General features: G+C 39.2%; 25 protein-coding genes. 20 read left to right on the plus strand and 5 right to left on the minus strand.

What is annotated here, in order from left to right; genetic code table 11:
• Nucleotides 1-258: 258 nt before the first annotated feature.
• The 19 genes from DCK90_RS00005 (at nucleotide 259) to DCK90_RS00095 (ending at nucleotide 14,283) form a co-directional block, all read left to right on the plus strand.
• Nucleotides 259-738: a MarR family winged helix-turn-helix transcriptional regulator gene (locus DCK90_RS00005; protein WP_108244124.1), complete on the plus strand. Its 480-nt coding sequence runs from the start codon at nucleotides 259-261 to the stop codon at nucleotides 736-738.
• The gene (locus DCK90_RS00010; protein ID WP_108244125.1) at nucleotides 735-977 is read left to right on the plus strand and encodes a YgjV family protein; all 243 of its coding nucleotides are present in this window, start codon (nucleotides 735-737) and stop codon (nucleotides 975-977) included. The genes DCK90_RS00005 and DCK90_RS00010 overlap by 4 nt, the downstream gene beginning before the upstream one ends.
• Nucleotides 974-1,774 carry a 4-hydroxy-tetrahydrodipicolinate reductase gene (dapB, locus tag DCK90_RS00015; RefSeq protein WP_108244126.1) on the plus strand — a complete coding sequence of 267 codons (801 nt, stop codon included), beginning with the start codon at nucleotides 974-976 and terminating at the stop codon, nucleotides 1,772-1,774. Before DCK90_RS00010 ends, dapB begins: the two co-directional genes overlap by 4 nt.
• Nucleotides 1,775-1,955: 181 nt before the next feature.
• Complete coding sequence (locus DCK90_RS00020; protein WP_108244127.1) at nucleotides 1,956-2,321, plus strand: VOC family protein; 366 nt, start codon at nucleotides 1,956-1,958, stop codon at nucleotides 2,319-2,321.
• Between the two features lie 80 nt (nucleotides 2,322-2,401).
• Nucleotides 2,402-2,707, plus strand: a complete 306-nt coding sequence (locus tag DCK90_RS00025; protein WP_108244128.1) for an antibiotic biosynthesis monooxygenase — start codon at nucleotides 2,402-2,404, stop codon at nucleotides 2,705-2,707.
• Nucleotides 2,708-2,857: 150 nt separating this feature from the next.
• Complete coding sequence (locus DCK90_RS00030; RefSeq protein WP_108244129.1) at nucleotides 2,858-3,901, plus strand: serine hydrolase domain-containing protein; 1,044 nt, start codon at nucleotides 2,858-2,860, stop codon at nucleotides 3,899-3,901.
• A gap of 129 nt (nucleotides 3,902-4,030) precedes the next feature.
• A complete protein-coding gene (locus DCK90_RS00035; RefSeq protein WP_108244130.1) occupies nucleotides 4,031-4,441 on the plus strand; it encodes an SRPBCC family protein in 411 nt (136 codons plus the stop codon).
• Nucleotides 4,442-4,594: 153 nt separating this feature from the next.
• Nucleotides 4,595-5,170 carry a Crp/Fnr family transcriptional regulator gene (locus DCK90_RS00040; protein WP_108244131.1) on the plus strand — a complete coding sequence of 192 codons (576 nt, stop codon included), beginning with the start codon at nucleotides 4,595-4,597 and terminating at the stop codon, nucleotides 5,168-5,170.
• 74 nt (nucleotides 5,171-5,244) lie between these two features.
• Nucleotides 5,245-6,438: an MFS transporter gene (locus tag DCK90_RS00045; RefSeq protein ID WP_108244132.1), complete on the plus strand. Its 1,194-nt coding sequence runs from the start codon at nucleotides 5,245-5,247 to the stop codon at nucleotides 6,436-6,438.
• Nucleotides 6,439-6,460: 22 nt separating this feature from the next.
• Complete coding sequence (locus DCK90_RS00050) at nucleotides 6,461-7,459, plus strand: aldo/keto reductase (RefSeq protein ID WP_108244133.1); 999 nt, start codon at nucleotides 6,461-6,463, stop codon at nucleotides 7,457-7,459.
• Between the two features lie 126 nt (nucleotides 7,460-7,585).
• A complete protein-coding gene (locus DCK90_RS00055) occupies nucleotides 7,586-8,701 on the plus strand; it encodes an FG-GAP repeat domain-containing protein (protein WP_159075719.1) in 1,116 nt (371 codons plus the stop codon).
• Between the two features lie 48 nt (nucleotides 8,702-8,749).
• On the plus strand, nucleotides 8,750-9,433 hold the full coding sequence (locus tag DCK90_RS00060) for an aspartate/glutamate racemase family protein (RefSeq protein ID WP_108244135.1): 684 nt from the start codon (nucleotides 8,750-8,752) through the stop codon (nucleotides 9,431-9,433).
• Between the two features lie 109 nt (nucleotides 9,434-9,542).
• Complete coding sequence (locus DCK90_RS00065; protein WP_108244136.1) at nucleotides 9,543-9,920, plus strand: nuclear transport factor 2-like protein; 378 nt, start codon at nucleotides 9,543-9,545, stop codon at nucleotides 9,918-9,920.
• 16 nt (nucleotides 9,921-9,936) lie between these two features.
• Nucleotides 9,937-10,329, plus strand: coding sequence for a DUF1801 domain-containing protein (locus tag DCK90_RS00070; protein WP_108244137.1), 393 nt, complete (start codon nucleotides 9,937-9,939; stop codon nucleotides 10,327-10,329).
• 1 nt (nucleotide 10,330) lies between these two features.
• Complete coding sequence (locus tag DCK90_RS00075) at nucleotides 10,331-10,699, plus strand: DUF2200 domain-containing protein (RefSeq protein ID WP_108244138.1); 369 nt, start codon at nucleotides 10,331-10,333, stop codon at nucleotides 10,697-10,699.
• A 189-nt stretch (nucleotides 10,700-10,888) separates the two neighbouring features.
• Nucleotides 10,889-11,371 (plus strand): hypothetical protein, encoded by a 483-nt coding sequence (locus DCK90_RS00080; RefSeq protein ID WP_234414532.1) that lies wholly within the window; start codon nucleotides 10,889-10,891, stop codon nucleotides 11,369-11,371.
• A 39-nt stretch (nucleotides 11,372-11,410) separates the two neighbouring features.
• The gene (locus DCK90_RS00085; protein ID WP_108244140.1) at nucleotides 11,411-12,001 is read left to right on the plus strand and encodes a Crp/Fnr family transcriptional regulator; all 591 of its coding nucleotides are present in this window, start codon (nucleotides 11,411-11,413) and stop codon (nucleotides 11,999-12,001) included.
• Nucleotides 12,002-12,074: 73 nt separating this feature from the next.
• On the plus strand, nucleotides 12,075-13,367 hold the full coding sequence (locus tag DCK90_RS00090) for a M20 metallopeptidase family protein (protein WP_108244141.1): 1,293 nt from the start codon (nucleotides 12,075-12,077) through the stop codon (nucleotides 13,365-13,367).
• A gap of 91 nt (nucleotides 13,368-13,458) precedes the next feature.
• Nucleotides 13,459-14,283: a hypothetical protein gene (locus tag DCK90_RS00095; RefSeq protein WP_108244142.1), complete on the plus strand. Its 825-nt coding sequence runs from the start codon at nucleotides 13,459-13,461 to the stop codon at nucleotides 14,281-14,283.
• A 36-nt stretch (nucleotides 14,284-14,319) separates the two neighbouring features.
• On the opposite strand, the gene DCK90_RS00100 is transcribed toward DCK90_RS00095, so the two are convergent.
• The 3 genes from DCK90_RS00100 to DCK90_RS00110 form a co-directional block, all read right to left on the minus strand.
• A complete protein-coding gene (locus DCK90_RS00100; RefSeq protein ID WP_108244143.1) occupies nucleotides 14,320-15,579 on the minus strand; it encodes an aminotransferase class I/II-fold pyridoxal phosphate-dependent enzyme in 1,260 nt (419 codons plus the stop codon).
• Between the two features lie 123 nt (nucleotides 15,580-15,702).
• Nucleotides 15,703-16,743: a PLP-dependent cysteine synthase family protein gene (locus tag DCK90_RS00105; protein WP_108244144.1), complete on the minus strand. Its 1,041-nt coding sequence runs from the start codon at nucleotides 16,741-16,743 to the stop codon at nucleotides 15,703-15,705.
• Between the two features lie 73 nt (nucleotides 16,744-16,816).
• A complete protein-coding gene (locus DCK90_RS00110; RefSeq protein WP_108244145.1) occupies nucleotides 16,817-18,955 on the minus strand; it encodes a S9 family peptidase in 2,139 nt (712 codons plus the stop codon).
• A 121-nt stretch (nucleotides 18,956-19,076) separates the two neighbouring features.
• Between DCK90_RS00110 and DCK90_RS00115 the strand changes: the two genes are divergently transcribed.
• Nucleotides 19,077-19,403 (plus strand): YbaB/EbfC family nucleoid-associated protein, encoded by a 327-nt coding sequence (locus DCK90_RS00115; protein WP_108244146.1) that lies wholly within the window; start codon nucleotides 19,077-19,079, stop codon nucleotides 19,401-19,403.
• Between the two features lie 56 nt (nucleotides 19,404-19,459).
• Here DCK90_RS00115 and DCK90_RS00120 read toward each other — a convergent pair whose 3' ends face one another.
• Both DCK90_RS00120 and DCK90_RS00125 read right to left on the minus strand, forming a co-directional pair.
• Nucleotides 19,460-20,485 (minus strand): threonine aldolase family protein, encoded by a 1,026-nt coding sequence (locus DCK90_RS00120; protein WP_108244147.1) that lies wholly within the window; start codon nucleotides 20,483-20,485, stop codon nucleotides 19,460-19,462.
• 8 nt (nucleotides 20,486-20,493) lie between these two features.
• Nucleotides 20,494-22,896 (minus strand): zinc-dependent metalloprotease, encoded by a 2,403-nt coding sequence (locus tag DCK90_RS00125; protein ID WP_108244434.1) that lies wholly within the window; start codon nucleotides 22,894-22,896, stop codon nucleotides 20,494-20,496.
• Nucleotides 22,897-22,963 lie beyond the last annotated feature (67 nt).

A 22,963-nucleotide genomic window follows, 5' to 3' on the forward strand; every position in this document is an offset into this window, starting at 1 on the left:
TTAATCGGAATCAAACTTAAGATGGCTATAAGTAATTGCTTGTTCTCGCCTACTTCTGAAAATCCTCGCGGATTTTCAGTTTGTTGCGTACCTGCAAAGTTAAGTGCTAACCCACGCAACTACTCATAGCCGAGAACCGTTGAGTGCAATTTAAACCAACCACTTCCCTATTAAAACTTTCCTAAAAATTTTAAATAAACGTAACCAGTTACAATAATATTTCATACATTTGCGTAACCAGTTACAAATATTTAGACTATGGACTTTTTACAACAGATAGGTTTTGCCGGATTGAACAGTAGAATAAAGCGTTTAAGCGATGAACTATTGTACAGTACAAGAGACTACTATAAAAACGCAGGACTTGACATTGAACCAAATTGGCATCTAATTTTTCTGTTATTGGAAAAACACAAATCACTGACGATTACGGAAATATCTCACGAATTAAGAATGTCGCATCCTGCTTGCGTGAAAATCATAAACAAAATGAAGAAACAGGATTATATCGACACTAAAACGGACGAAAACGACTCACGAAAACAACTTTTGGAGCTTTCCGACAAAGCCAAAAAAAAACTTCCCGAATTTCGCAAACATTGGGACGCTTGCATAAAAACAACCGAACAACTCATTGAACAAAGTCCAAATTTTATGCAAGAATTGACCGAATTTGAAAACTTGGTAGCTGATAAGAATTACATGGAAAGAAGTTTAAAAAACTTTAATGAATTATGACTTTAGTAACCGAAATTTTAGGGTATTTGGCAATTGCGACAGGATTTTTTGCCATTACAAAAAAAGAAATGGGTGCTTTTCGTTTATGGCATCTCATTTCAAGTTTTTTCTACATCATTTATGGATTCTTATTGCAATCAAGTCCTTTAATTATTGCAGGTATCATTTTTTGTATTATACATCTATATCATTTGAGAAAATTGAAAATGAACGTTAAAAACAAAACACAAGTACTATGATAAAAGTATTTATAGCAGGCGGAACAGGTTGGGCAGGTTCTGCACTGGGCAAGGGCGTTTTCAATAGCCAAAACATGGAACTTGTTGGAGCTATGTCAAGAAAACACAATGGACAAAACTTGGCTGAAATTCTTGATTTGGGTTCGGCTAATATTCCAATTTACGACAATATAGAAACGGCTCTGAACGAAACCGACTTTGATGTACTTGTAGAATATACAAAACCAAATATTGCCAAAACAAACATTATATCAGCACTTAAAAAAGGAAAAAAAGTTGTTATCGGAACTTCAGGGCTGATGGAAACAGATTATGCCGAAATAGAAAAAGTTGCCAATGAAAATAATTCTTCAGTTTTGGCAGTTGGGAATTTTGCAATAACAGTTGTACTGCTTCAAAAGTTTTCAGAAATGGCGGCAAAATATATTCCCAATTTTGAAATCATTGATTACACTCACGAAGATAAAATAGACGCACCAAGTGGAACAGCAAGAGAGTTGGCGTACCGACTTTCAAAAGTTCAAAAACCAAACAAATTCGTAACCGAAGATGAAATGATTGGAGAAAAATCAAGTCGCGGAGCAAATCTAAATGAGGTTCAAGTACATTCGGTCCGCCTTCCAGGACACGTTATTTCCATAGAAAGTATTTTCGGACTAAAAGACGAGAAACTATCCATCAGACACGATTCGGGAGCGAGTGCCGAACCGTATGTAAAAGGCGGACTTTTGGCAATCGAAAAAGTTGGAATATTTAAAGGATTAAAAAGAGGTCTTGATAGTGTAATGGAATTTTAAAAAAACTGCACACAACAACGTATATAAAAATAGCTGTTTAAGTGCTTAAATCGAAGTGATTGACATAAATTTATCGTCAGTACCAAACCAAAAAGTCCGTGAGTAAAGTCCGCTACTTTTCATATACAAGACCGTTCTCGGTCATTTAAAATTACTATCAACAAAAACCAAAAGAATCATTATGAATGCACAATTTGAAGCAGGAATTAACATAGCAATAAAGATTCCCAAAAGTAAATATGAGAAAACGGTTGCCTTTTACAGAGATATCTTAAAGTTGGATGTGGAAGAAAGACCAATTACCAATCCAACTGTATCAAAAACCCATGAAGTGAAATTTGGAAATAATGTAATTTGGTTGGACTGTGTGGATAATTATACACATTCGGAAACTTGGTTACAACTTACAGTACCGAATGTAGAACAAGCCACAAGTTATTTAAAATCGAAAGGAGTAGAAACCTGTGATGAACTTGAAAAGCTTCCAGAAGATATGCACTGGATTCAAGACCCGGCAGGAACAGTTTTCAATCTGCAAAAGAGATAAAAATAACGGTTTAACCAAAAATAAAATCATATCCGCGACCGCTATGCGGAATGTTTATTAACCAAACAAGAATGTAAAAAATGAAAATTACGCGAATTTGGCACGGAATAACCAATTCGGAATATGCCGATGAATATTTAAAGTACGTGGAAGAAACTGGGCTTTCCGATTATAGGAACGTGGACGGAAATTTATCTGCAAAAATATTGAGGCGAATAGATAAAGATAAATGTCACTTTCTGACTGTAACCGAATGGGACTCATATGAAAGTATAAAAAAATTTGCCGGAGATGATTTCGAAAAAGCAAGGTATTACGAGGAGGACAAAAAATATCTTTTAGAGTTTGAGGAGAAGGTAGCTCACTATGAAACTTTTGAATATTAAGAAACAGTACACTCAACAATATATAACCTCATATACGAGGCATTGAACTATGCTCCAAACCACTCGGATTTGCTACCGCCCCTTCTAATGTAACAACTTCAGGTTTGCTTCGTCTTAAAGCAAACCGTCAATTCATTTAGAAGAAGTAAAATGAAATCTATTTACATTACCTGTACCCTAGTATTGTTTTTTAGCAACCTAATGGCTCAAAAAACAAAACCATCCCATAAAAAGATTGAACAAGAAGTCAGCACGTGGTTGGAAGAGACAAAAGTACCCGGAATAGCCATTGCACAAATTGAGAATGGTAAAGTGGTCCAAACCGTTCTCAAGGGAGAGGACGCCCAGGGCAATGAGATTACATTTTCCACCATTTTTGATGTGGCATCGCTAACCAAGACAATCACCACTTTAGCGGTTTTAAAGCTTGCAGAGCAGAAGCAAATGGATTTAGATGAACCCTTATACAAATTCTGGATTGACCCGGATATCCAAAATGATATAAGACATCAAAAGTTGACTCCACGAACTATTCTAAGCCACAGAAGCGGGTTCAAAAACTGGAGGTACATGTATGAAGACGAAAAATTATCCTTTGACTTTGAACCCGGAGAGAAATTCAAGTATTCTGGAGAAGGGTTTGAATACTTGCGAAGAGCCTTGGAACATAAATTTGAGACCTCATTTGAAGAGCTGGTAGACACGCTTGTTTTTAAACCCATCGGAATGGAAAACAGCACTTTAGTCTGGAATAAAAAAATGGAAAACCTTGATTTTGCAGGCTCTCACAACAACGAAGGCCAAGCTTATGATTATGAAAAATCATATAAAGCCAATGCAGCAGATAATTTACTGACTAATTTGTCGGATTTTATCAAACTGACAAAATCATTGCTTAACGAATCTTACCTTAACGGTTCTCTGTTTGAAGAAATGGGACGACCCCACTCAAAGGTTCGGGAAGGTATTGATTTTGGGTTGGGGTGGATTGTATTTCAAGACCTACCTAATGATGAATATGCCCTATTCAATGCAGGCAGTGATCAAGGGGTGAACTCCTTAGTGGTTATTCTACCAAAATCAAATAGGGGTTTAATAGTTATGACCAATGGGGATAACGGAAGAGGGCTTGCCATGAAAGCAATTTCTGTATTTCTTGAAGATTCAGGCAATCAAATCTTAGAACGTTTTTAAAAATTAAATCACGTTATCCTTATAAATTTGCGTCTCCTAACACTCACGCCACACTGGCTATAATTCATTGCTTCCCTCCTGCCTTAAACTAAATTCCCTACTTTTAAGACAACAAATACGTGAAGAAATATGAATAGAATAGCGGTCAAAGTTTCTGTTAAAGCTAACATTGACAAAGTTTGGAATTATTGGACAGCTCCGGAGCATATTAAGAATTGGAATTTTGCAACGGACGAATGGTGTTGTCCAAAAGTTGAGAACAATCTTCGACCGAATGAAAAATTTTCGTGGCGAATGGAAGCTAAAGATGGTAGTATGGGATTTGATTTTGAGGGAACATATAACCAAATCGTTGAAAAAAAATTGATTTCGTATAAGATGTCGGACGGAAGAAAAGTTGACATTGAATTCACTCAAAACGGAAATGAAATTCAAGTCAGTGAAACCTTTGATACAGAGGGAACGAATTCTGACGAACAGCAGCGTGCAGGCTGGCAAGCTATACTAGGGAATTTTAAAAAATACGTTGAATCCGAATAAGAAATGTAAATATAATTCATTGCCCTTCCTGCCCTCAATTAAACAACAATACTAATTTTGTACTGCAGCCAAGACCCACCAGCCACCACGTTATCACAACCAGGTCCGTTGGAAGACCATTGTATGCAACCCTAAGAATCCGCAATCAAAATAATGAACGAGCATCCTTTAAGAAAGCAAATAGAAGAAATTGTAAAACTGAACGATACAGAATTTGACTTTGTACTGGAGCATTTTCAAAAAAAATCGTTCAAAAAACATCAGATAGTTTTGCACGAGGGCGACTATGCCCATTTTGAGTTTTTCGTGGTTAAAGGATTAATGAGGGTTTCAAGACTTGACTTTGACGGAAAGGAACATATCTTACAATTTGGAATGGAAAATTGGTGGATTACCGATGCCGAAGCATTTCACCACAAAACCAAATCGACACTGATCGTTGACTGCCTTGAAGATACCGAAGCACTTTCACTTACATTGGAAAACAAAGAAAAATTGAGCAGCGAACTCCCAAAAATGCGAGACTTTTTCCTCAAAAAAACAACCAATGGCTACATTGCCCTTCAAAAACGAATCCTTTGCTTTTTAAGCAGTAACGCCAACGATCGGTACCACAACCTCATTACTTTATATCCAGGGTTGATCCAGAGGGTTCCTAAAGCAATGATAGCTTCCTACCTTGGCGTTACCCGAGAAACATTGAGCCGCCTCTCGAAAACCGAAGCGTAGAATGTGACATTTCTCACACCAAATCTTTGACAAATGTCCTGTTGGGCCGGCCATGCCCATCGGAACTTTGTCGTATGAAAAATAACAGTGCATTAGCTGCAGAACAGAGCCGAATGCCCATTGCCATTTGGGCGTTGACACTGAGTGTCTTTGCCATCGGAACCACCGAGGTGGTTATGATCGGCCTCTTACCCACCATTGCCAAAGAATTTTCAATAAGTGTAGCCTCGGCAGGTTGGCTGGTAACTTCCTATGCCATTGGTGTAGCAATAGGCGGACCTATTGTTACCGTGTTTACCAATCAAGTGGACCGCAAAAAATTACTTTTTTCCATAGTACTGCTCTTTGTGGTCAGTAATGGTTTAGCCTCCGTTTCATTCAATTTTATCCTTTTGGTTATTGCAAGGGTTATGTCGGGCGTTGCACATGGAGTATTTATGGGCATTGGCGCGAATATTGCCAGTAGTATGGTTTCCAAAGAAAAAAGAGCTTCAGCAATTGCGGTTATGTTCACAGGCTTAACCGTTGGTATGGTAACCGGTGTTCCTTTGGGAACATACATTGGTCAGCAATTTGGATGGCGATATACCTTTGGTGGAATCGCCGCCATAGGATTTATTTGTTTGTTGGCAAACCAGCTTTGGTTACCAAATGGTATGAAACAGAGCGATTCCATTCGGCTTAAAGACCAATTCAAGGTCTTGGGAAACAAGTCAATGCTACTGGGTTTTTCCATCACACTATTCTCGTTTGCAGCAATTTTTGGAACATTTACCTATTTATCACCTTTATTGGAAACCATTTCAGGGTTTTCGGAAAATCAAATTACCCTAATATTGTTACTTTATGGGATTGCCGTAGCATTTGGAAACCTTCTGGGTGGAAAGTTCTCCAATAAAAACCCGGCACAAAAACTCCTTCTCTTGTTCACAATACTATTGATTACGTTTGGAGTGATGTTTACCTTATTGCCTTATAAAATTCCTGCACTCCTTTTGGTCGCAGCAATGGGTTTTATTGGCTTTGCAACCGTTCCCGGGATGCAGTTGTATGTCATCCAACTTTCAGAAAAATATCTACCGAGCACCGAAGACGTTTCTTCTGTCTTAAATATTTCCGCCTTCAATATTGGTATCGCATTGGGTTCTGCCATTGGTGGAACGCTCATCTCAACCGCATTGGGATTATCCTCAATCACATTGATGAGTGCGACCTTCTTGGTCATCGCTATCATAATGACCATCATCAGTATAAAAAGAGAAAAATAATTTTAATATAAAAACAGATAAAATGGAATACAGAAATCTAGGAAAATCAGGCTTAAAAGTACCTGTGTTGAGTCTTGGAACAGGCACTTTTGGCGGAACCAATGAATTTTTCCAACGTTGGGGACAAACTGATGTAAGCGAAGCCACACGGCTTACTGACATTTGCCTTGAAAGGGGTATTAATTTTTTTGACACAGCAAATGTCTATTCAATAGGTGATTCGGAAATTGTTTTGGGAAAAGCGTTAAAAGGAAAAAGGGAGAAAAGCATCATTTCTACCAAAGCCACATTCCAAATGGGAGAACATCCCAACGAAAGAGGGTCGTCAAGATTCCACTTGATGAATGCGCTCGAGGACAGCTTAAGACGATTGGATACCGATTATATCGATTTGTATCTAATGCACGGTTTTGACCAAAATACACCAATTGAAGAAACCTTACGCACACTTGATAATATGATAAAAAGTGGCAAGGTACGATATATCGGCTGTTCAAATTTTGCTTCTTGGCAGCTGATGAAATCATTATCAATTTCGGAAAAGCTCAATTTGGAAAAATATATTGTTTATCAAGGCTACTATTCTCTAATTGGTCGTGATTACGAACAGGAACTGATGCCTCTTTTGGAAAACCAAAAAATGGGGCTGATGGTTTGGAGTCCTTTGGGTTGGGGACGATTGACGGGAAAAATAAAAAGAGGAATGGAAATGAAGAACGGTAGAATAAAATCGGGCGGAGATATTGGCGCACCACCGGTCGAAAACGAATTTCTTCTGAATGTGGTAGATGTTTTGGAAAAAATCAGTAACGAAATTGGAAAATCCATTCCACAGATTGCCATTAACTGGTTACTTCAAAACAAAACGGTTTCCAATATCGTCATCGGGGCGAGAAATGAAAAACAACTGCTCTCGAACATCGATTCTGTTGGATGGAGCCTCTCCAAAGAACACCTAGACCTACTCAACAACATTTCAGAGCAAACACCAATTTATCCACATTGGGTCGGAGAGAGGTAAAAAAGTGACGTTTAGCTTTAAGCCATAGGAATAAATCCTTCTCTTTGGCTTTTTCATATATTTAAGACCTAAACATTGGCGTGTAAAATCAGCTACGACCAATACGCGATATGGTTACCCATGATTATGAAAAAAAAGAGAATACCGCTAACATTCCTTATTCTGCTCACAATAACAATAAGCGGATCAGCTCAAGAAACAACGTTCTTCAATGCAGACGGATTCTTTTCAATAGGAACACAATCAAACCGAACCGCATCAATAACCTTATTTGACATTGACAAAGATGGGGATTTGGATGCACTCGTTGCAAATGGTAGGCATTGGGCAGAACAGAACTATATTTATTACAATGATGGAAAAGGAGGCTTTAAAGTAGCTCAACCCATCGGAAAATTTCTTGATGCTTCCTATGCCATCAAAAGTGCCGACTTCAACAATGATGGGTTTATGGACATTGCTGTCGCCAATGACAACATTCCCAATAAAATTTATTTTGGTTCGCCCAATCAAAACTTTGATCATGCAACCTCTTTTGGTTCAATATCGGCTTCGAGAAATCTTGAAATAGTAGATATTGACAATGATGGAGATTTTGACTTAATCCTATCGAATCGAAAAGCTGAAAACGAAATTTGCTTAAATGATGGAAAGGGAAATTTTGAAAATACAATCGCTTTCGGGAATAAATCCGACCAGACAATACAAACTAAAGCGGTAGACATTAATAAAGATGGCTTTTTGGACTTGATAACAGCGGAAAGACAGAGCAAAAATCGAGTTTATATAAATGACGGGGAACAGAATTTTATAAAGATCATAGCATTTGGCAATGAAGAGGATCAAACTCGTTCAATCGATATTGGAGATTTTGATAAAGACGGGTTCTTGGATATCGTAACTGGAAACTTAGGTTCTAAGAACAGTATCTACTTCGGTGATAAAAGCTTGGCTTTCAATCGCGTTTTTGATTTTAAATCAGAACGTAATACTTCCTCGATTAAGATATCTGATTTAAATCAAGATGGATATTTGGACATCATTGAGGGAAACTCGGAAGAAAGAAACTATGTTCATTTGGGACAAAAAAATGGAACGTTTAAAGAAATTGGTTTGAGGGAAGATTTAATGGATGATACCTATAACATAGAAACAGGGGATTTGAACGGCGATGGTTTTCCAGACATTGTAGAATCGAATTCCGGAACTTGGAACTTATACTATAGAACACTAAAAAAATAGCTTTGGGCACAATGTTTAGAAAAAAATAAAGAACAGGACGGTACTGAAATGAAAAAAATAGGATTGGTTGGTGGGATGAGTTGGACTTCCACGTTGGACTATTATAAATATATAAACCAAAGCATCAACAAAAAATTAGGAGGACTAAACTCTGCTGAATGCATACTATATTCCCTGAATTTTTCTGATATACAAGATAGAGGATGGACAAATTCTTGCGATTTGATCCTTAATGCTTGCAAGAGTTTAAAATCAAACAATGTAGATTTTATTGTGCTTTGTGCCAATACGGCACATTTGTTTGCTGACGAAATCCAATCAACACTCGGAATTCCCATTGTTCATATAGCATCTGCCACAGCAGAAGAAATACGACGACATAAACTACTAAAGGTTGGATTATTAGGTACAAAATTTACAATGGAGATGGATTTTTACCGAAATAAACTGAGGGAATATCATATTGAAGCTATAGTTCCATCAGAAAAAAAGGATATTGAAGATATACAGGATATTGTAAAAAATGAACTTGGAAAAGGAATTATAAGTAAAACATCCAAACAAAAATTTGTGCGGTATACCAATGAATTGAGAGAAAGAGGAGCTGAAGGACTTATTTTGGGATGCACAGAGATACCTATGCTAATCGGACAAACCGATTTTGAATTCCCTGTATTCGACACAACAAAAATCCACGTTGAACGCATTGTAAATTTTGCACTGGATAAGTAAAAGCCTCTGCGCTGAAAACATGGGTTATCATCCATTGCAACTTTCTTGTTAACTTTAATCCAACAACTTATGAGGACCTGAACCTCCGCGAAAAGCCCAAACCGATAGTATGACAAAAATTGTATCGACCCCCAATTGTGGAAATTCCCCAAAAATGGAGTTTTTAAAAAATTTCAATATTGCATTTGCCAAAGGGGATGTAGCGTTTCTTGAAAAGAGCGTAACGGAGGATATTGTTTGGAACATAATTGGAGATAAAAAAATTGAAGGTCAACAACAGTTTATCTTTGAACTGGAAAAAATGAAAGAAGAGAAAACTTCTGAATTAATTCTTCATCAAGTAATGTCCCACGGTAAAGAAGGGGCCGTAAATGGAATTATTACCACAGAGAACAACCAAAAATATGCCTTCTCAGATTTTTATGTCTTCAAAGGGGCCAAAGGCGCCAAAATAAAATCCATAACTTCATACGTAATACAGGTTTAATCATACAAGCATGCTTATGAAAGAAGAAATCCAAGCATATAACAATGGGCTAAATCCTTCGGAAAAAGATATTTGCGACCTACTCCAAGCCACTATTGAACGTGAACTTCCCCATGCCGAAAATAAAATTTGGCACGGCCATCCCGTCTGGTTCTTGGAGGGGAACCCTATAGCGGGTTATAGCAAACAGAAAAAAGGAATACGTTTAATGTTTTGGAGCGGGGCTGACTTTAACGAAGATGAATTGTCTGTTCGGGGGAAAAAATTCAAGGATGCCTCCATTTTCTACAATGATGCTGCAGAAGTCAATACTGAAGACCTTAAACGTTGGTTATCGAAATCCGAGGAAGTACAATGGGATTACAAAAATATTGTGAAACGAAAAGGAAAATTGGAAAGACTTAAGTAATATGAAAACAACACCGGAACATGATCAGCGAGTGGCAAAACTGACTTTTGCATCGGTATATCCGCACTATGTTACCAAGGTCGTAAAGAAAGGAAGAACCGTAGAAGAGCTCGACGAAGTAATAACATGGTTAACTGGTTTTGACAAGAAAAAAATGGAAGAACTGATTGCTGAAAAGGCCACATTTGAAACCTTTTTTAATTTAGCGGAATTGAACCCTAATGCAGAACTGATAAAAGGTGTGATTTGCGGCTATCGCATTGAGGAAATTGAAAACCCCATCACTAGGCAAGTCAGATATTTGGATAAATTGGTAGATGAGCTCGCCAAGGGTAAAAAGATGGAAAAAATTCTTAGGACAGGTAATTAATTGACGCATAGATTCTACAGCAAAACCAAAAAAGAGCAAAGCCGAATCCTGATTTGGATTCTTCTGTTGGCCCTGTTTGTCATAATTCTATCCTGTTGGTTGGCTTGGGTTTACCAATTTTATTTTTTTGGTATTATCGTCATTTTGGGCGTGCTCACGCTGGTAGCTCCTTTCATTGATGTCCCGTCCATGAAAAAAAGCGGTAAACTTCGTTATCATTCATTATTGATGCTCTCGGAAAAACCTAAAGACGGTATTATCAAAATTCATGGAGGCACATTGTTCGACTATGCCTTTGTAATAGATAAAAAAATGAACGGGAATCAGCGGAGAACCTTTATTATTCAGCAATATGTTGAGGGATTGCTTAATCTTATTAACAACACTGACATGGGGTCAACTACCAAGCTGCAGGGAACAAGCTATATCATCAATAAAAGAACAGCACAACGAGTAGGTTTCGAAGTAATGCCTACAGACTACATCCAAAAATTTATTCTCACTTACAATTATTTAAATGTACTGGTCACCTATTCCATTGCTAAAGGAAAACTATCGTTCCCCAAAATAAACAGGACCATAACGTTCGAGGCAAACCTTAAAGATATTGGGCAAAAAAAAGATTTTTTAGTTACCTTGAATAAAAAGTTGAAAAGTGAAACAGGGTTCTGAGCAATCCCAAAAACACTTAAATATAAGCCTATTCAATCCTTGGAAAAATCCTATCAACAATACCTCGAAGACTACCTCCAATCATTTGTAAACTTATCCTCCGAAGAACTAACGCTCTTTCGCTCACAACTATCCATAAGGGAGTATGCGAAAAAGGATTTCTTTTTTGAGAGCGGGGAAATTCAAAAAAAAATGGGGTTCGTTTGCAAGGGATTGTTAAGGCGATACTACATTAACGAAAAAGGAAAGACCATTACCACAGGGTTTGTAAAAGAAAATGAATATGCCACTGACTATCCGGCCTTTATACAGCAACGTCCCAGTAAATATTATATGGAATGTCTGGAACCCTGCATTATAATAGAACTTGCCTATGACGATATCCAAGTAGGGTATACCAACTTCAAAAGCCACGAAAGGTATGGGCGGCTTATTGCCGAAAAGGTGCTGACAATTCAAACGGACCGAGTGGAAAGCTTCCTTTTTGATACTGCTGAACAGCGCTATTTAAACTTTATAAAAGACAACCCTGGGTTGATCAACCGCATAAGCCTAACGCATTTGTCTTCCTATTTGGGTATTGAAAGACAATCCTTGAGCAGAATACGAAGTAAAATCGCAAAAAAATAAGATTGTCACATATGTGTCAGGTAGCACCAAATATTAGTCTGCATCTTTGTTTCATCAAACAAAATTAATAATCATGCTGAAGACACCATCTAACACATTAACTATATTCTTTTTCCTTTTGGTAACCATTTCATCGTTTGGCCAAAATGGTATTAAACCTATTCACACGGAAATTCAACAACATACCGAACAAATTTTTGATAGTTTGGTCAAAATAAGAAGGGATCTTCACATGTACCCCGAAGTGGGCGGAGAGGAAAAAAGAACATCGACAAAAATAGCCGCATACTTAACGGAACTTGGACTGGAGGTAAAAACAGGAATTGGCGGTTATGGCGTTGTTGGCATATTAAAAGGTGCAAAACCTGGTAAAAAGATTGCTTGGCGGGCCGATATTGATGCAATGCCATCCAAAGCTCCCGACGTAGTTGACTTTCCATCAAAACATGAAGGAGTAAGGCACATTTGTGGCCACGATGTACACACAGCGGTAGCTCTCGGCATTGCAAATACCATGGTACAGCAAAAAGAGGATTTAGAGGGAACAATATATTTTGTATTTCAGCCATCCGAAGAGAACATAAAAGGGGCTCTGGCCATGATGGACGATGGCTTGTTCGATATGATTCAGCCCGAGGAAATGTACGCCATGCACGTTACGCCATTCCCCGCAGGCACTATTGCCGCTAAACCTGAGGAAATGTTTTCAGATTACAAAAAAGTGGACCTTTTTTTTAAGAAAGGTAATAATAAGGATGCATTGTACGAATTTGCAAAGCAAGCAATCCTATCCCTTGAAAATGTCTCTCCCAAAAGCAAATTCTGGAACATGCAAAACATGGGCGACCCAGAAATAGGAATCGCTGGAACAAAGTCCATTTACAAAAATTATACTACGGTAGACAAAAATAATTTTTCAATTAAGGAAGCCAATAATGGTGTAAAAATCAGTGGTTTTATAAGTTTCAGTGACAAAAAACAACGAGATGCCGCCATTCCTTCTCTAAAAAAGAAGATAGCAGATTCTGAATTTGCGGAAGATTTTAGTACCGCCGAACTTATAAACGTCTTCCCTACCCTTGACAACAATGAAAGATTGGTCAATGAGAGTTTGGAACAATTGTCGGATATCTACGGGGAGAACAGAGTGCTTCGTTTACATGGGGTTGTAGCTGACGGTCGTAGTGATGACTTTGCATTTTTTCAACCCAAAGTACCAAGTGTATACTTTTTTATGGGTGGCTCCAATTATGAAAAAGGGATTATAGCCCAAACACACTCACCGAATTTTGCCGTTGATGAGAGCTGTATCAAGACCGGTGTCAATCTTTTTTCGTCCTTGATTATTGAAAGATTGAATCCATAAACCTAAATGTTGCCTCAAATAGTGCCAGACATCTAATAATATTGTGGGTCAGCCCTCTTTTTGATAGATTTAATGTATCAACCCACTAGCTATGAAAAAGTTTACGCTGACCTTAACCGTTACAATGCTATCGATATTTAGTTGTTTTGGACAAAGTTCAGATTTCGTCGGGACTTTCGTTAATGGGTCAAATAGCATTTCAATTCAGTTTAAACGTGTTGGTGATGAGTACCATGGTTTGCTTGCTGCAGTAGGTGCCAGCTTTGCCATTAGGGCCACAGGGTCGTTCAATAAAATAAATGGTGAAATATATGGATTGGAAGGGCCCATGGGTTTCGAGGCCACATTGACCGGAACCAAGATGAAAGTCCGCGCAACTGGATATAACGGGCCATTTTATAAATATTCGGACCTACACAATCTAGGTGGTTTTGATTTGACATCTTACATGAAGGACAACAGTAAGCCTGTTAATACTATCAACACTCAATTAACCGAAATGTCACCAACTGAGATTGTAAATGACCAATATCCAGAATTGGACAATCAAGGTTTACTGAACATAATTTCTGGAAGTCAGTTAGTGTTTTATCAGCGAACCTCCAATGTAAACGATAGCATGGCCAGTTCCATTACCTATGTAAATCTTTGTAACAATGGCACTTTTTCCATGAACATGGATGGTTCATTCATTATGGAAGGTGATTATGGCGGAAATTCCCAAGGAGTTTCCGGCGGAAACAGTTCAGGAACTTGGCAACTGGTATCATACCAAGGTCAGCCCGCAATTTATCTGCAATATTATAATGGTGATACCAGCTTAAATCCTTTTAACGAAAACGAAGTCCGGCAAGGAAGATGGCAACGTGGCAACACCCAATACGCATTGCAGCGGAACAAAGTCCGCTGCAATTAAAATATATATATTCGAAATATTGTAGTAATGGGACAATTATTCGCCCATTGCCGCAGCTACAGCTGCTGAAAGTCTTTTGTAAGTTCCGTTCTGTAAACGCTCCCTAATTGAAGAGAAAGCATCAAGCGTTTCCTCGATATCCTTCATAGTGTGGGTTGCCGTTGGAATCAAACGGAGTAAAATCAAACCTTTCGGAATTACTGGATATACCACTATGGAACAGAAAATTCCATGGTTTTCACGCAAATCCTTCACTAAGGCCATTGCTTCTGGAATACTTCCGTTCAAGTAAACTGGAGTTACACAACTGGTGGTGGTACCAATATCAAAACCTCTTTCTTTCAATCCATTTTGAAGAGCGTTTACGTTTTCCCAAAGCTTAGCTTTAAGTTCCGGCATGGTACGCAACATATCCAGTCTTTTCAATGCTCCTTTCACGTATAGCATAGGCAACGATTTGGCGAACATTTGAGACCTTAGGTTGTACTTTAAATATTCGATAATTTCCTTATCTGCTGCCACAAAAGCTCCGATACTGGCCATGGACTTGGCAAAAGTGGCCAAGTATACATCGATTTCATCCTGTACGCCTTGCTCCTCTCCTGCTCCTGCTCCAGTTTTACCGAGGGTTCCAAATCCGTGGGCGTCATCTACCAACAACCTAAATTGGAACTTTTTCTTTAGGGCAACGATTTCTTTCAAAATTCCTTGCTCTCCACGCATACCGAACACACCTTCGGAAATCACCAAGATTCCACCTCCGGTTTCATTGGCCAATTTGGTGGCACGCTCTAAGTTTTTTTCCAAACTGTCGGGATCGTTGTGCTTAAAGGTAAAACGCTTGCCCATATGTAAACGAACACCATCTATAATACAAGCGTGACAATCCACATCGTATACAATGATATCATCCTTGGAGACCAAAGCGTCGATTACCGACATAAAACCTTGGTAGCCAAAATTCAATAAGTAAGCGGCATCTTTGTTGACGAATTCGGCCAATTCGTTCTGTAATTGTTCATGTAGATCGGTGTGACCACTCATCATTCGGGCACCCATTGGGTAAGCAGCTCCATGTTCCATGGCAGCTTCCCCATCCACTTTTTTGATTTCAGGTAGATTGGCCAGGCCGAGATAGTCATTGATACTCCACGTTATCACGTCCTTACCTTGAAACTTCATTCTGTTGGAAATGGGTCCTTCCAGTTTGGGGAAAACAAAATAGCCTTCTGCTTGTGAAGCCCATTTTCCTAAAGGCCCTTTGTTCTCAATGATTCTATCGAATAAATCTCTCATCTACCTTAATATTAATTCATCTGCAAAAGTATATATTTTTACGAACCTTCCATAAAGAATTATGAACATAAAAAAACGGCAATGAAATACATTGCCGTTCTGAGGTGTTTATGTGGTACTGGTTTATTTAATATACTTGATTTCTTCAGGTACTTCGGCATTTTGGATATCGAAAAACCCTTGATTTTCCATCCATTCGTTGCTATATACCTTGCTCATATATCTTGAACCGTGGTCAGGGAAAACTACTACAACATTGCTGTCCTCCGTGAATTCTCCTTCTGTATTTAATTGATACAATGCTTGAGTGGCGGCGCCACTGGTATATCCTGCAAAAATACCTTCAGTATGGGCCAATTTACGGGCCATGTGGGCACTTTCGCCATCGGTAACCTTCACGTATCTATCAATGGCATTGAAATCGGTAGCCGCCGGAATCAAGTTCTTGCCCAAACCTTCAATTCGGTAAGGGTATACTTCATTGTGATCGAACTCTCCGGTCTCATGATATTTTTTCAATACAGAACCGTAAGCATCAACACCCAAAACCTTGATTTTTGGATTTTGCTCTTTAAGATAACGCGCAATACCTGAAATTGTTCCGCCTGTTCCGCTACATGCCACCAAATGGGTAATCTGACCATTGGTCTGCTCCCAAATCTCAGGTCCTGTACTGGAATAATGGGCATCTATGTTCAACTCGTTAAAATATTGGTTGATATAGATAGAATTTGGTGTTTCGCTATGCAAGCGCTTGGCCACTTCGTAATAGGAACGTGGGTCGTCTGCACTAACATGTGCTGGACAAACATATACGTTTGCTCCCATGGAACGCAACATATCTATTTTATCCGGTGATGATTTTGAACTTACGGCCAAAATACATTTGTATCCTTTAACAATACTCACCATGGCAATACTAAAACCTGTGTTGCCCGATGTTGTTTCTATAATGGTGCTACCCGGTTTAAGAATACCTTTTCGTTCGGCCTCCTCTATAATATGAATTGCGATTCTATCTTTTGAAGAGTGTCCAGGGTTAAAGCATTCCAGTTTAGCATAAAAATTTCCTGTAAGCGGGGCGGTAATTTTGTTAAGCTTGACTAAGGGGGTACTTCCAATTAAGTCTAGAATATTGCTGTGCGCATTTATCTGTTTCTTCATAACTGGTATTAGGTAGGGGAACAATTCTTATTTAAAATAAGTAATTGTTCCGTGCAAATGTAACATTTTATTTTTAAAGGGCTTTTCCTTCGAGATCTAAAATGAAGGCATATTCCTTTGCTGTTTCCTTTAAGGCTTCAAATCTTCCAGAAGCTCCACCGTGTCCTGCATCCATATTGGTGTCCAAGAACAAAAGGTTATCCCCTGTTTTATACTCTCTTAATTTAGCTACCCACTTGGCTGGCTCCCAATATTGCACCTGGGAGTCGTGCAAGCCTGTGGATACATATAAATGTGGATAATTTTTGGCCTCTACATTGTCATATGGGGAGTAAGACTTAATGTAATCATAGTATTCCTTTTCGTTCGGATTGCCCCATTCATCATACTCACCTGTTGTCAACGGAATGGTATCATCCAGCATCGTTGTAACCACATCCACAAAGGGTACGGAAGCAATTACACCATGGTAGAGTTCAGGTTCCATATTAATGATGGCACCCATCAGCAATCCACCCGCGGAGCCTCCCATAGCGTATAAATGCTCTGAACTGGTATATTTTTGGTCTATCAAAAACTTGGAAACATCAATAAAATCCGTAAAGGTGTTCTTTTTGTGCAACAATTTGCCATCTTCGTACCAAGGTCTTCCCAAATATTCACCTCCTCTTATATGCGCTATGGCATAAATAAATCCTCTATCCAATAAACTCAATCGAATCGAAGAAAAATAAGGGTCAATGGTAGCACCATATGATCCATAGCCATATTGTAACAACGGACTGGTGCCATCCAATGGCGTATCTTTGTGATAGATTATGGAAATGGGAACTTTTTTTCCGTCCCTTGCGGTCGCCCACAAACGTTCTGTTTTGTAGTTGCCCTTATCAAACTTTCCTCCCAAAACCTCTTGCTGCTTCATAACGGTTTTGGTTTGGCTCTCCATGTCAAAATCAATAATGGCATAGGGTTCGCCCATTTCGTTGTAGTAGTAGCGTAGTACTTTGGTATCAAAATCCAAATTGACTGATGGCCCGGCAACATAGGTCTCACTATCAAAGGGAAGGTAATAACTATCAGAACCATCCCATTTGGCAATTTTCATTTGGTTGAGCCCATTGTTACGCTCGGTTACTACATAATAGTCACGAAAAATTTCTACATCTTCCAACAAAACATCTTCTTGATGGAGAATAAATTCCTCCCAATGTTCCGATGATGTATCATTTTCATTGGTTTTCATCAACTTAAAGTTGGTGGCGCCGTCCTTGTTGGTCAATACATAAAAATCTCCTTCAAAATGAGAGATGGAATACTCCACTCCTTTTTTTCTGGGTGAGAACACCTTGAACTCACCTTTGGAATCATCTGCTGGCAAAATTCTATATTCTGATGTAAGTGTGCTGCTGGAGCCGATTACAATATACTTTCTGGATTTGGTCTTGTACACAAACGTGTTATAGGTTGAATCCTTTTCGTGAAAAACCAATTCGTCTTCATCGGAAGAAGTTCCCAATATGTGTTTAAAAATTCTATCGGAACGTAAGGTTACCGGGTCTTTTTTGGTATAAAAAAGTGTTTTGTTATCATTGGCCCAAACAGAGCTTCCGGTTGTATTTTCAATGATATCAGGGTAAATTTCCCCTGATTTAAGGTTTTTTATCTGAATGTTGTACTGCCTTCTGGAAACAGTATCCGTTCCAAAAGTTGCCATGGTGTTATCAGGGCTGATGGAAACTCCTCTTAGATCAAAGTATTCATGACTCTTGGCCATTTCGTTACAATCGAACAACAATTCCTCCTCTGCCTCCAAGGTTTCCTTCTTTCGTGAATAAATGGGGTACTCTTTGCCTTCTTCATATCGGGTAATGTACCAGTACCCATCTAATTTATAGGGAACAGAAGAGTCATCTTCTTTGATCCTACCCTTCATTTCCTTAAAAAGTTCCTCTTGGAATTTCTCGGTATGGGCGGTCATCTTATGGAAGTACTCGTTCTCAGCGTTCAAATAGTCGAGCACCTGTTGGTCTTCCCTATTGTTCATCCAATAATAATCATCGATTCTAACATCTCCGTGCTTTTCAAGTTGGGTCGGATGTTTAGGGGCAACAGGGGGCGTAATGTTCATTGATTCGTCTTTGTTGTTTTTGCAAGCGGATGCAAAAATAAGGCATAATACCAGAAAAGGTATTGTTAGATAGGATTGTTTCATGGGTCAGTGTTTTCACCAATTTACTACTTTTGAGCTTACATTGAACAAATAGTACAAGTTTGTATCTGATTTCATAATCCAGAACAAGCCAAAACCACAAATACTTTTAAAAATTAAAGATATGTTTGGAGATTTAATGGGCATGATGGGAAAAATAAAAGAGACCCAGAAGAAAGTAGAAGCTACCAAGGAACGATTGAACACCGTAATGATTGATGAGGCCTCATCGGACGATTTGCTCAAAGTCACTTTAACGGCCAACCGTGAAATAAAATCCATTACAATAGATGATTCCCTTTTGGAAGACAAAGACCAATTAGAGGATTATTTGGTGCTTACCTTGAACAAAGCCATAGAAAAAGCCACTAAAGTAAACGAAGCTGAGTTGGCGGCCGTGGCCAAAGAGGGCATGCCAAATATTCCTGGTATGGATGCTTTTATGAAGTAATTTGTCAGGTCGAGCACAGTCGAGACCTTTTTGACTGCGCTAGAAGTGACACACTTTTACCCTATACTTTTCAAAACGTTTAAAAAATGCTGGTGCATGGCATCGGTATAATCCAAATGGGTTACGATGCGCAATTTGCCCTGCCCCATGCCGATAATGGACACTTGATTTTTGTTCAATTGACCCAAAAATGCCTCCGATGACACCTTGGCTTCATTGATTTCAAAAATGATGATGTTGGTCTCAATGGGTTCCACTTTTTTGATGAAATCCAACGATTGAAGCACATCCCCTATTTGTTCAGCCTTTTGATGGTCTTCAGCTAATCGATTTACATTATTTTCCAAAGCATAGATTCCTGCTGCGGCCAAAAAACCGGATTGACGCATTCCTCCACCGAACACTTTTCGGATTCGTATGGCCTTATCTATATCGGCTTTGCTTCCCACTAAAACGGAACCTATGGGGCATCCCATACCCTTGCTCAAACATACACTTATGGTATCGAACAACTTCCCGTATGTTTTTGGGTCTTCACCTTTTTTCACCAGAGCGTTCCAAAGTCGGGCACCGTCCAAGTGATATTTTAGATTGTGGGCATCACAGACTTTTCGAATCTTTTTCAATTCCTCAAAATCCCAACAGGCACCACCACCTTTGTTCGTGGTGTTTTCTATACAGACCAATGTGGTCAAAGGACTGTGGTAAAAATCTGGTGGGTTTATGGAGGCTTCCACCTGTTCAGCGGTCATCATGCCACGGTTACCATCTACCAATCTACAGGAAACCCCACTATTAAAGCTCACTCCCCCACCCTCATAATTGTAGACATGGGCGTATTTATCACATATCAACTGGTCCCCGGGTTGGGTGTGGATTTTTATCGCCGTTTGATTGGTCATTGTACCGCTAGGGAAAAATAGTGCAGCTTCCATACCAAAGTACTCGGCCACTTTGGCTTCCAATTCATTTACCGTAGGATCGTTTTTGAAAACATCGTCCCCTACTTTTGCATTCATCATGGCCTCCAACATCCCGGCCGAAGGTCTAGTGACCGTATCACTTATTAAGTTTATTTCCATATAATAATTTAGTCCATACAATCCATTCCGATAGGTGAACCATCTGGAATTGTAGAAACTGGAACAAGTTTGAATTCCGACGGCTTTTCCATAAACGCATCAATTCTTTTTACCATTTCAGCAGAGGTTGTGTTTTTACCATCTGTCAACAATTGGGTTTTTAAATTATTGAGCACTTCATTGGCGATGGCGTTCACTTGTGGATGTACATCATTATGGGCGGCAAGGTTCATGATATGGTAAAGCACTCTAAAGTTGATGGTATTCTGAACTTCAGCTTCGTAATCATCACGATGGGAAAGGTCGAATGTCCCTTTTATGGCTTCGTCCAAAACCTCTTTAAGCCCCATTTGATTTTTATCCAAACTTTTTTGCTGGATCAAACGGGAAGCTCGCTCGGGATGGAGCAATAGTTCCAAGGTCATATCAGCAGCGGTTTCAGCAACGGAAAGAGCATCAAAACTTACGCCGGTCCTACCTTTGAAGGATTCCCTTGAACGACCGAAACCAATAGCTCTTGGTGGAAAAAGATCTAGCTTTTTCTTAGGAACTGCAATAACTTCAGCATCCAATGTCTTCAAAATGGATTCCATTGCCTTTTCTTGTACTGTTTCATTAACGGGTTTCACTGGTATTTGTCCGCCATCTTTTACAGCATAATTATAGTCCAACCCCCCGATAACCTTTGAAACTGCCTCGGTCTGATATCTATGGAAGAAATATATTGGTACAAAAACATCTTCCAAAACGGAATAGGCTTCACCTGTTCTTATATTGTCCACTGAAAAGTTCTTGATGGCCTTTTCACGGATCTCCAACATACTTTCCAATTCCTGGCTGGCGCTTTTACCGTTGTCCCATAAATGTGCCAGTGCATGTGCTCCTCCCTTTGGGCGCGCATCACTATCGGATATGTAGCGAAGACCATCGTCTTGGGCTTTCTTTAAAATAAAATTCAATGCTTCTTGTTCGTTTGTACCGCTTGGAAAATCCGAGTAGGCATAGGCGACAATAACCTTATCCCATTCTCCTATTCCTGTATCGTAAGCATTTTTAAAACTGATTTCACCTCCTTCCAACTCAAATTGCGGGTGTGGATAGTCCATAACCGAGGCTCTATCATTGGTGCTGGCTGCAAAGTTGTGGGTAAACCCTAACGTATGTCCTATTTCATGTGCAGAAAGTTGGCGTATTCTGGCCAAGGCCAGTTCCAACATGGGCTGGTAATTGTCGTCCCTTTCTTCGAAAGGTCGGTTCATTAAGGCCTGAGCTATCATAAAATCTTGACGGATTCGCAAACTGCCCAAACTCACATGTCCCTTTAATATTTCCCCGGTTCGCGGGTCTACAACACTAGCCCCATAGCTCCATCCCCTGGTTGAGCGATGTACCCATTGCACTACATTATATCTGATGTCCAGCGGGTCTGCATCATCCGGTAATATTTTCATTTGAAAGGCATTCTTGTAACCTGCTGCTTCAAAAGCTTGATTCCACCATTTACCACCGTCCATCAATGCAGAACGGATGGGTTCCGGGGTGCCATTGTCCAAATAATAGATGATTGGCTCCACTGCTTCGCTTACTTCAGCATTAGGGTCTTTCTTTTGCAAACGATGTCTTCTGATAAATCGCTTTACCAATGATTCTTGTACAGGAGTGGCATAATCATAATAAGAGAATGGATATCCGCCACTTCGAGGGTCGTACAATCTCTTTTCATAATTTTCATCAGGTAGTTCAATCAGCGAATGATGCTGGGCTACGGTAACCAGGCTCGGCGTAGGGGTCACGGAACGAATCCAAGCTCCTTCGGGTTCTCCCTTAAAAGTTAGGGCAACATCAAACTCAACATTTTTAGGGAACGCCTTGGTACGATCAAAGGCCCAAGCGCTTTTGCCCTTATCCAAACTATATGAACCTTGCTTGGAGCGTTTCAATCGGTTGGAAACCCCGTGAGCGTCTCGCATTAAGAAATCGGTAATGTCTATCAAATAACTGCCTTTGGACTCCTCAACTATCTCAAAACCTTCCAAAATGGACTTTGCAAAGGCTTGCTCCACGGATTTACGTTCCAATTCGTTATCGGTTATGGCCCGATATTCCAAGTTGGGCTGAACCAATAACAGTTTTTTGCCCGCTTTGCGGAAGAACACCACTTGTTCGTTGCCCAACTGCCCGCGGTCCAGACCAATATCGTTGCTGCCTATACCACTGCTCAATGAATAGACGTATAGAAAATCTTTTTCCAAATTATCTACTTGCAGATAGATTTTATCAGTAGAATCATCATAGAAAAAATTGAAATATCCACTGAATTTTTGAAAATCCTTTGTCTTTTCGAACGTCTGTGCTCCCAAAGAAAGGCAAGTAAAGTAAAATAAAGCGATTAGAGTAGTTGTGTTCTTCATAATTTGGTTGAAATATTGCTTAAAAATATGGAAATCCTTTTTAAAAAACGCTCCCATAAATCTTTAA

Source organism: Muricauda brasiliensis, from assembly GCF_003057865.1.
GTDB classification, from domain to species: domain Bacteria; phylum Bacteroidota; class Bacteroidia; order Flavobacteriales; family Flavobacteriaceae; genus Flagellimonas; species Flagellimonas chongwuensis.

Bases quoted from the DNA above. Each gene is read 5' to 3' on its own strand.
- DCK90_RS00080 (WP_234414532.1), top strand. From the start codon at position 10,889: ATGAAAAAAAGCGGTAAACTTCGTTATCATTCATTATTGATGCTCTCG.
- DCK90_RS00020 (WP_108244127.1), top strand. From the start codon at position 1,956: ATGAATGCACAATTTGAAGCAGGAATTAACATAGCAATAAAGATTCCC.
- DCK90_RS00125 (WP_108244434.1), bottom strand. From the start codon at position 22,896: ATGAAGAACACAACTACTCTAATCGCTTTATTTTACTTTACTTGCCTT.
- DCK90_RS00025 (WP_108244128.1), top strand. From the start codon at position 2,402: ATGAAAATTACGCGAATTTGGCACGGAATAACCAATTCGGAATATGCC.
- DCK90_RS00095 (WP_108244142.1), top strand. From the start codon at position 13,459: ATGAAAAAGTTTACGCTGACCTTAACCGTTACAATGCTATCGATATTT.
- DCK90_RS00045 (WP_108244132.1), top strand. From the start codon at position 5,245: ATGAAAAATAACAGTGCATTAGCTGCAGAACAGAGCCGAATGCCCATT.
- DCK90_RS00055 (WP_159075719.1), top strand. From the start codon at position 7,586: ATGAAAAAAAAGAGAATACCGCTAACATTCCTTATTCTGCTCACAATA.
- DCK90_RS00110 (WP_108244145.1), bottom strand. From the start codon at position 18,955: ATGAAACAATCCTATCTAACAATACCTTTTCTGGTATTATGCCTTATT.
- DCK90_RS00105 (WP_108244144.1), bottom strand. From the start codon at position 16,743: ATGAAGAAACAGATAAATGCGCACAGCAATATTCTAGACTTAATTGGA.
- DCK90_RS00090 (WP_108244141.1), top strand. From the start codon at position 12,075: ATGCTGAAGACACCATCTAACACATTAACTATATTCTTTTTCCTTTTG.
- dapB (WP_108244126.1), top strand. From the start codon at position 974: ATGATAAAAGTATTTATAGCAGGCGGAACAGGTTGGGCAGGTTCTGCA.
- DCK90_RS00115 (WP_108244146.1), top strand. From the start codon at position 19,077: ATGTTTGGAGATTTAATGGGCATGATGGGAAAAATAAAAGAGACCCAG.
- DCK90_RS00050 (WP_108244133.1), top strand. From the start codon at position 6,461: ATGGAATACAGAAATCTAGGAAAATCAGGCTTAAAAGTACCTGTGTTG.
- DCK90_RS00005 (WP_108244124.1), top strand. From the start codon at position 259: ATGGACTTTTTACAACAGATAGGTTTTGCCGGATTGAACAGTAGAATA.
- DCK90_RS00065 (WP_108244136.1), top strand. From the start codon at position 9,543: ATGACAAAAATTGTATCGACCCCCAATTGTGGAAATTCCCCAAAAATG.
- DCK90_RS00100 (WP_108244143.1), bottom strand. From the start codon at position 15,579: ATGAGAGATTTATTCGATAGAATCATTGAGAACAAAGGGCCTTTAGGA.
- DCK90_RS00075 (WP_108244138.1), top strand. From the start codon at position 10,331: ATGAAAACAACACCGGAACATGATCAGCGAGTGGCAAAACTGACTTTT.
- DCK90_RS00060 (WP_108244135.1), top strand. From the start codon at position 8,750: ATGAAAAAAATAGGATTGGTTGGTGGGATGAGTTGGACTTCCACGTTG.
- DCK90_RS00030 (WP_108244129.1), top strand. From the start codon at position 2,858: ATGAAATCTATTTACATTACCTGTACCCTAGTATTGTTTTTTAGCAAC.
- DCK90_RS00120 (WP_108244147.1), bottom strand. From the start codon at position 20,485: ATGGAAATAAACTTAATAAGTGATACGGTCACTAGACCTTCGGCCGGG.
- DCK90_RS00070 (WP_108244137.1), top strand. From the start codon at position 9,937: ATGAAAGAAGAAATCCAAGCATATAACAATGGGCTAAATCCTTCGGAA.
- DCK90_RS00010 (WP_108244125.1), top strand. From the start codon at position 735: ATGACTTTAGTAACCGAAATTTTAGGGTATTTGGCAATTGCGACAGGA.
- DCK90_RS00035 (WP_108244130.1), top strand. From the start codon at position 4,031: ATGAATAGAATAGCGGTCAAAGTTTCTGTTAAAGCTAACATTGACAAA.
- DCK90_RS00040 (WP_108244131.1), top strand. From the start codon at position 4,595: ATGAACGAGCATCCTTTAAGAAAGCAAATAGAAGAAATTGTAAAACTG.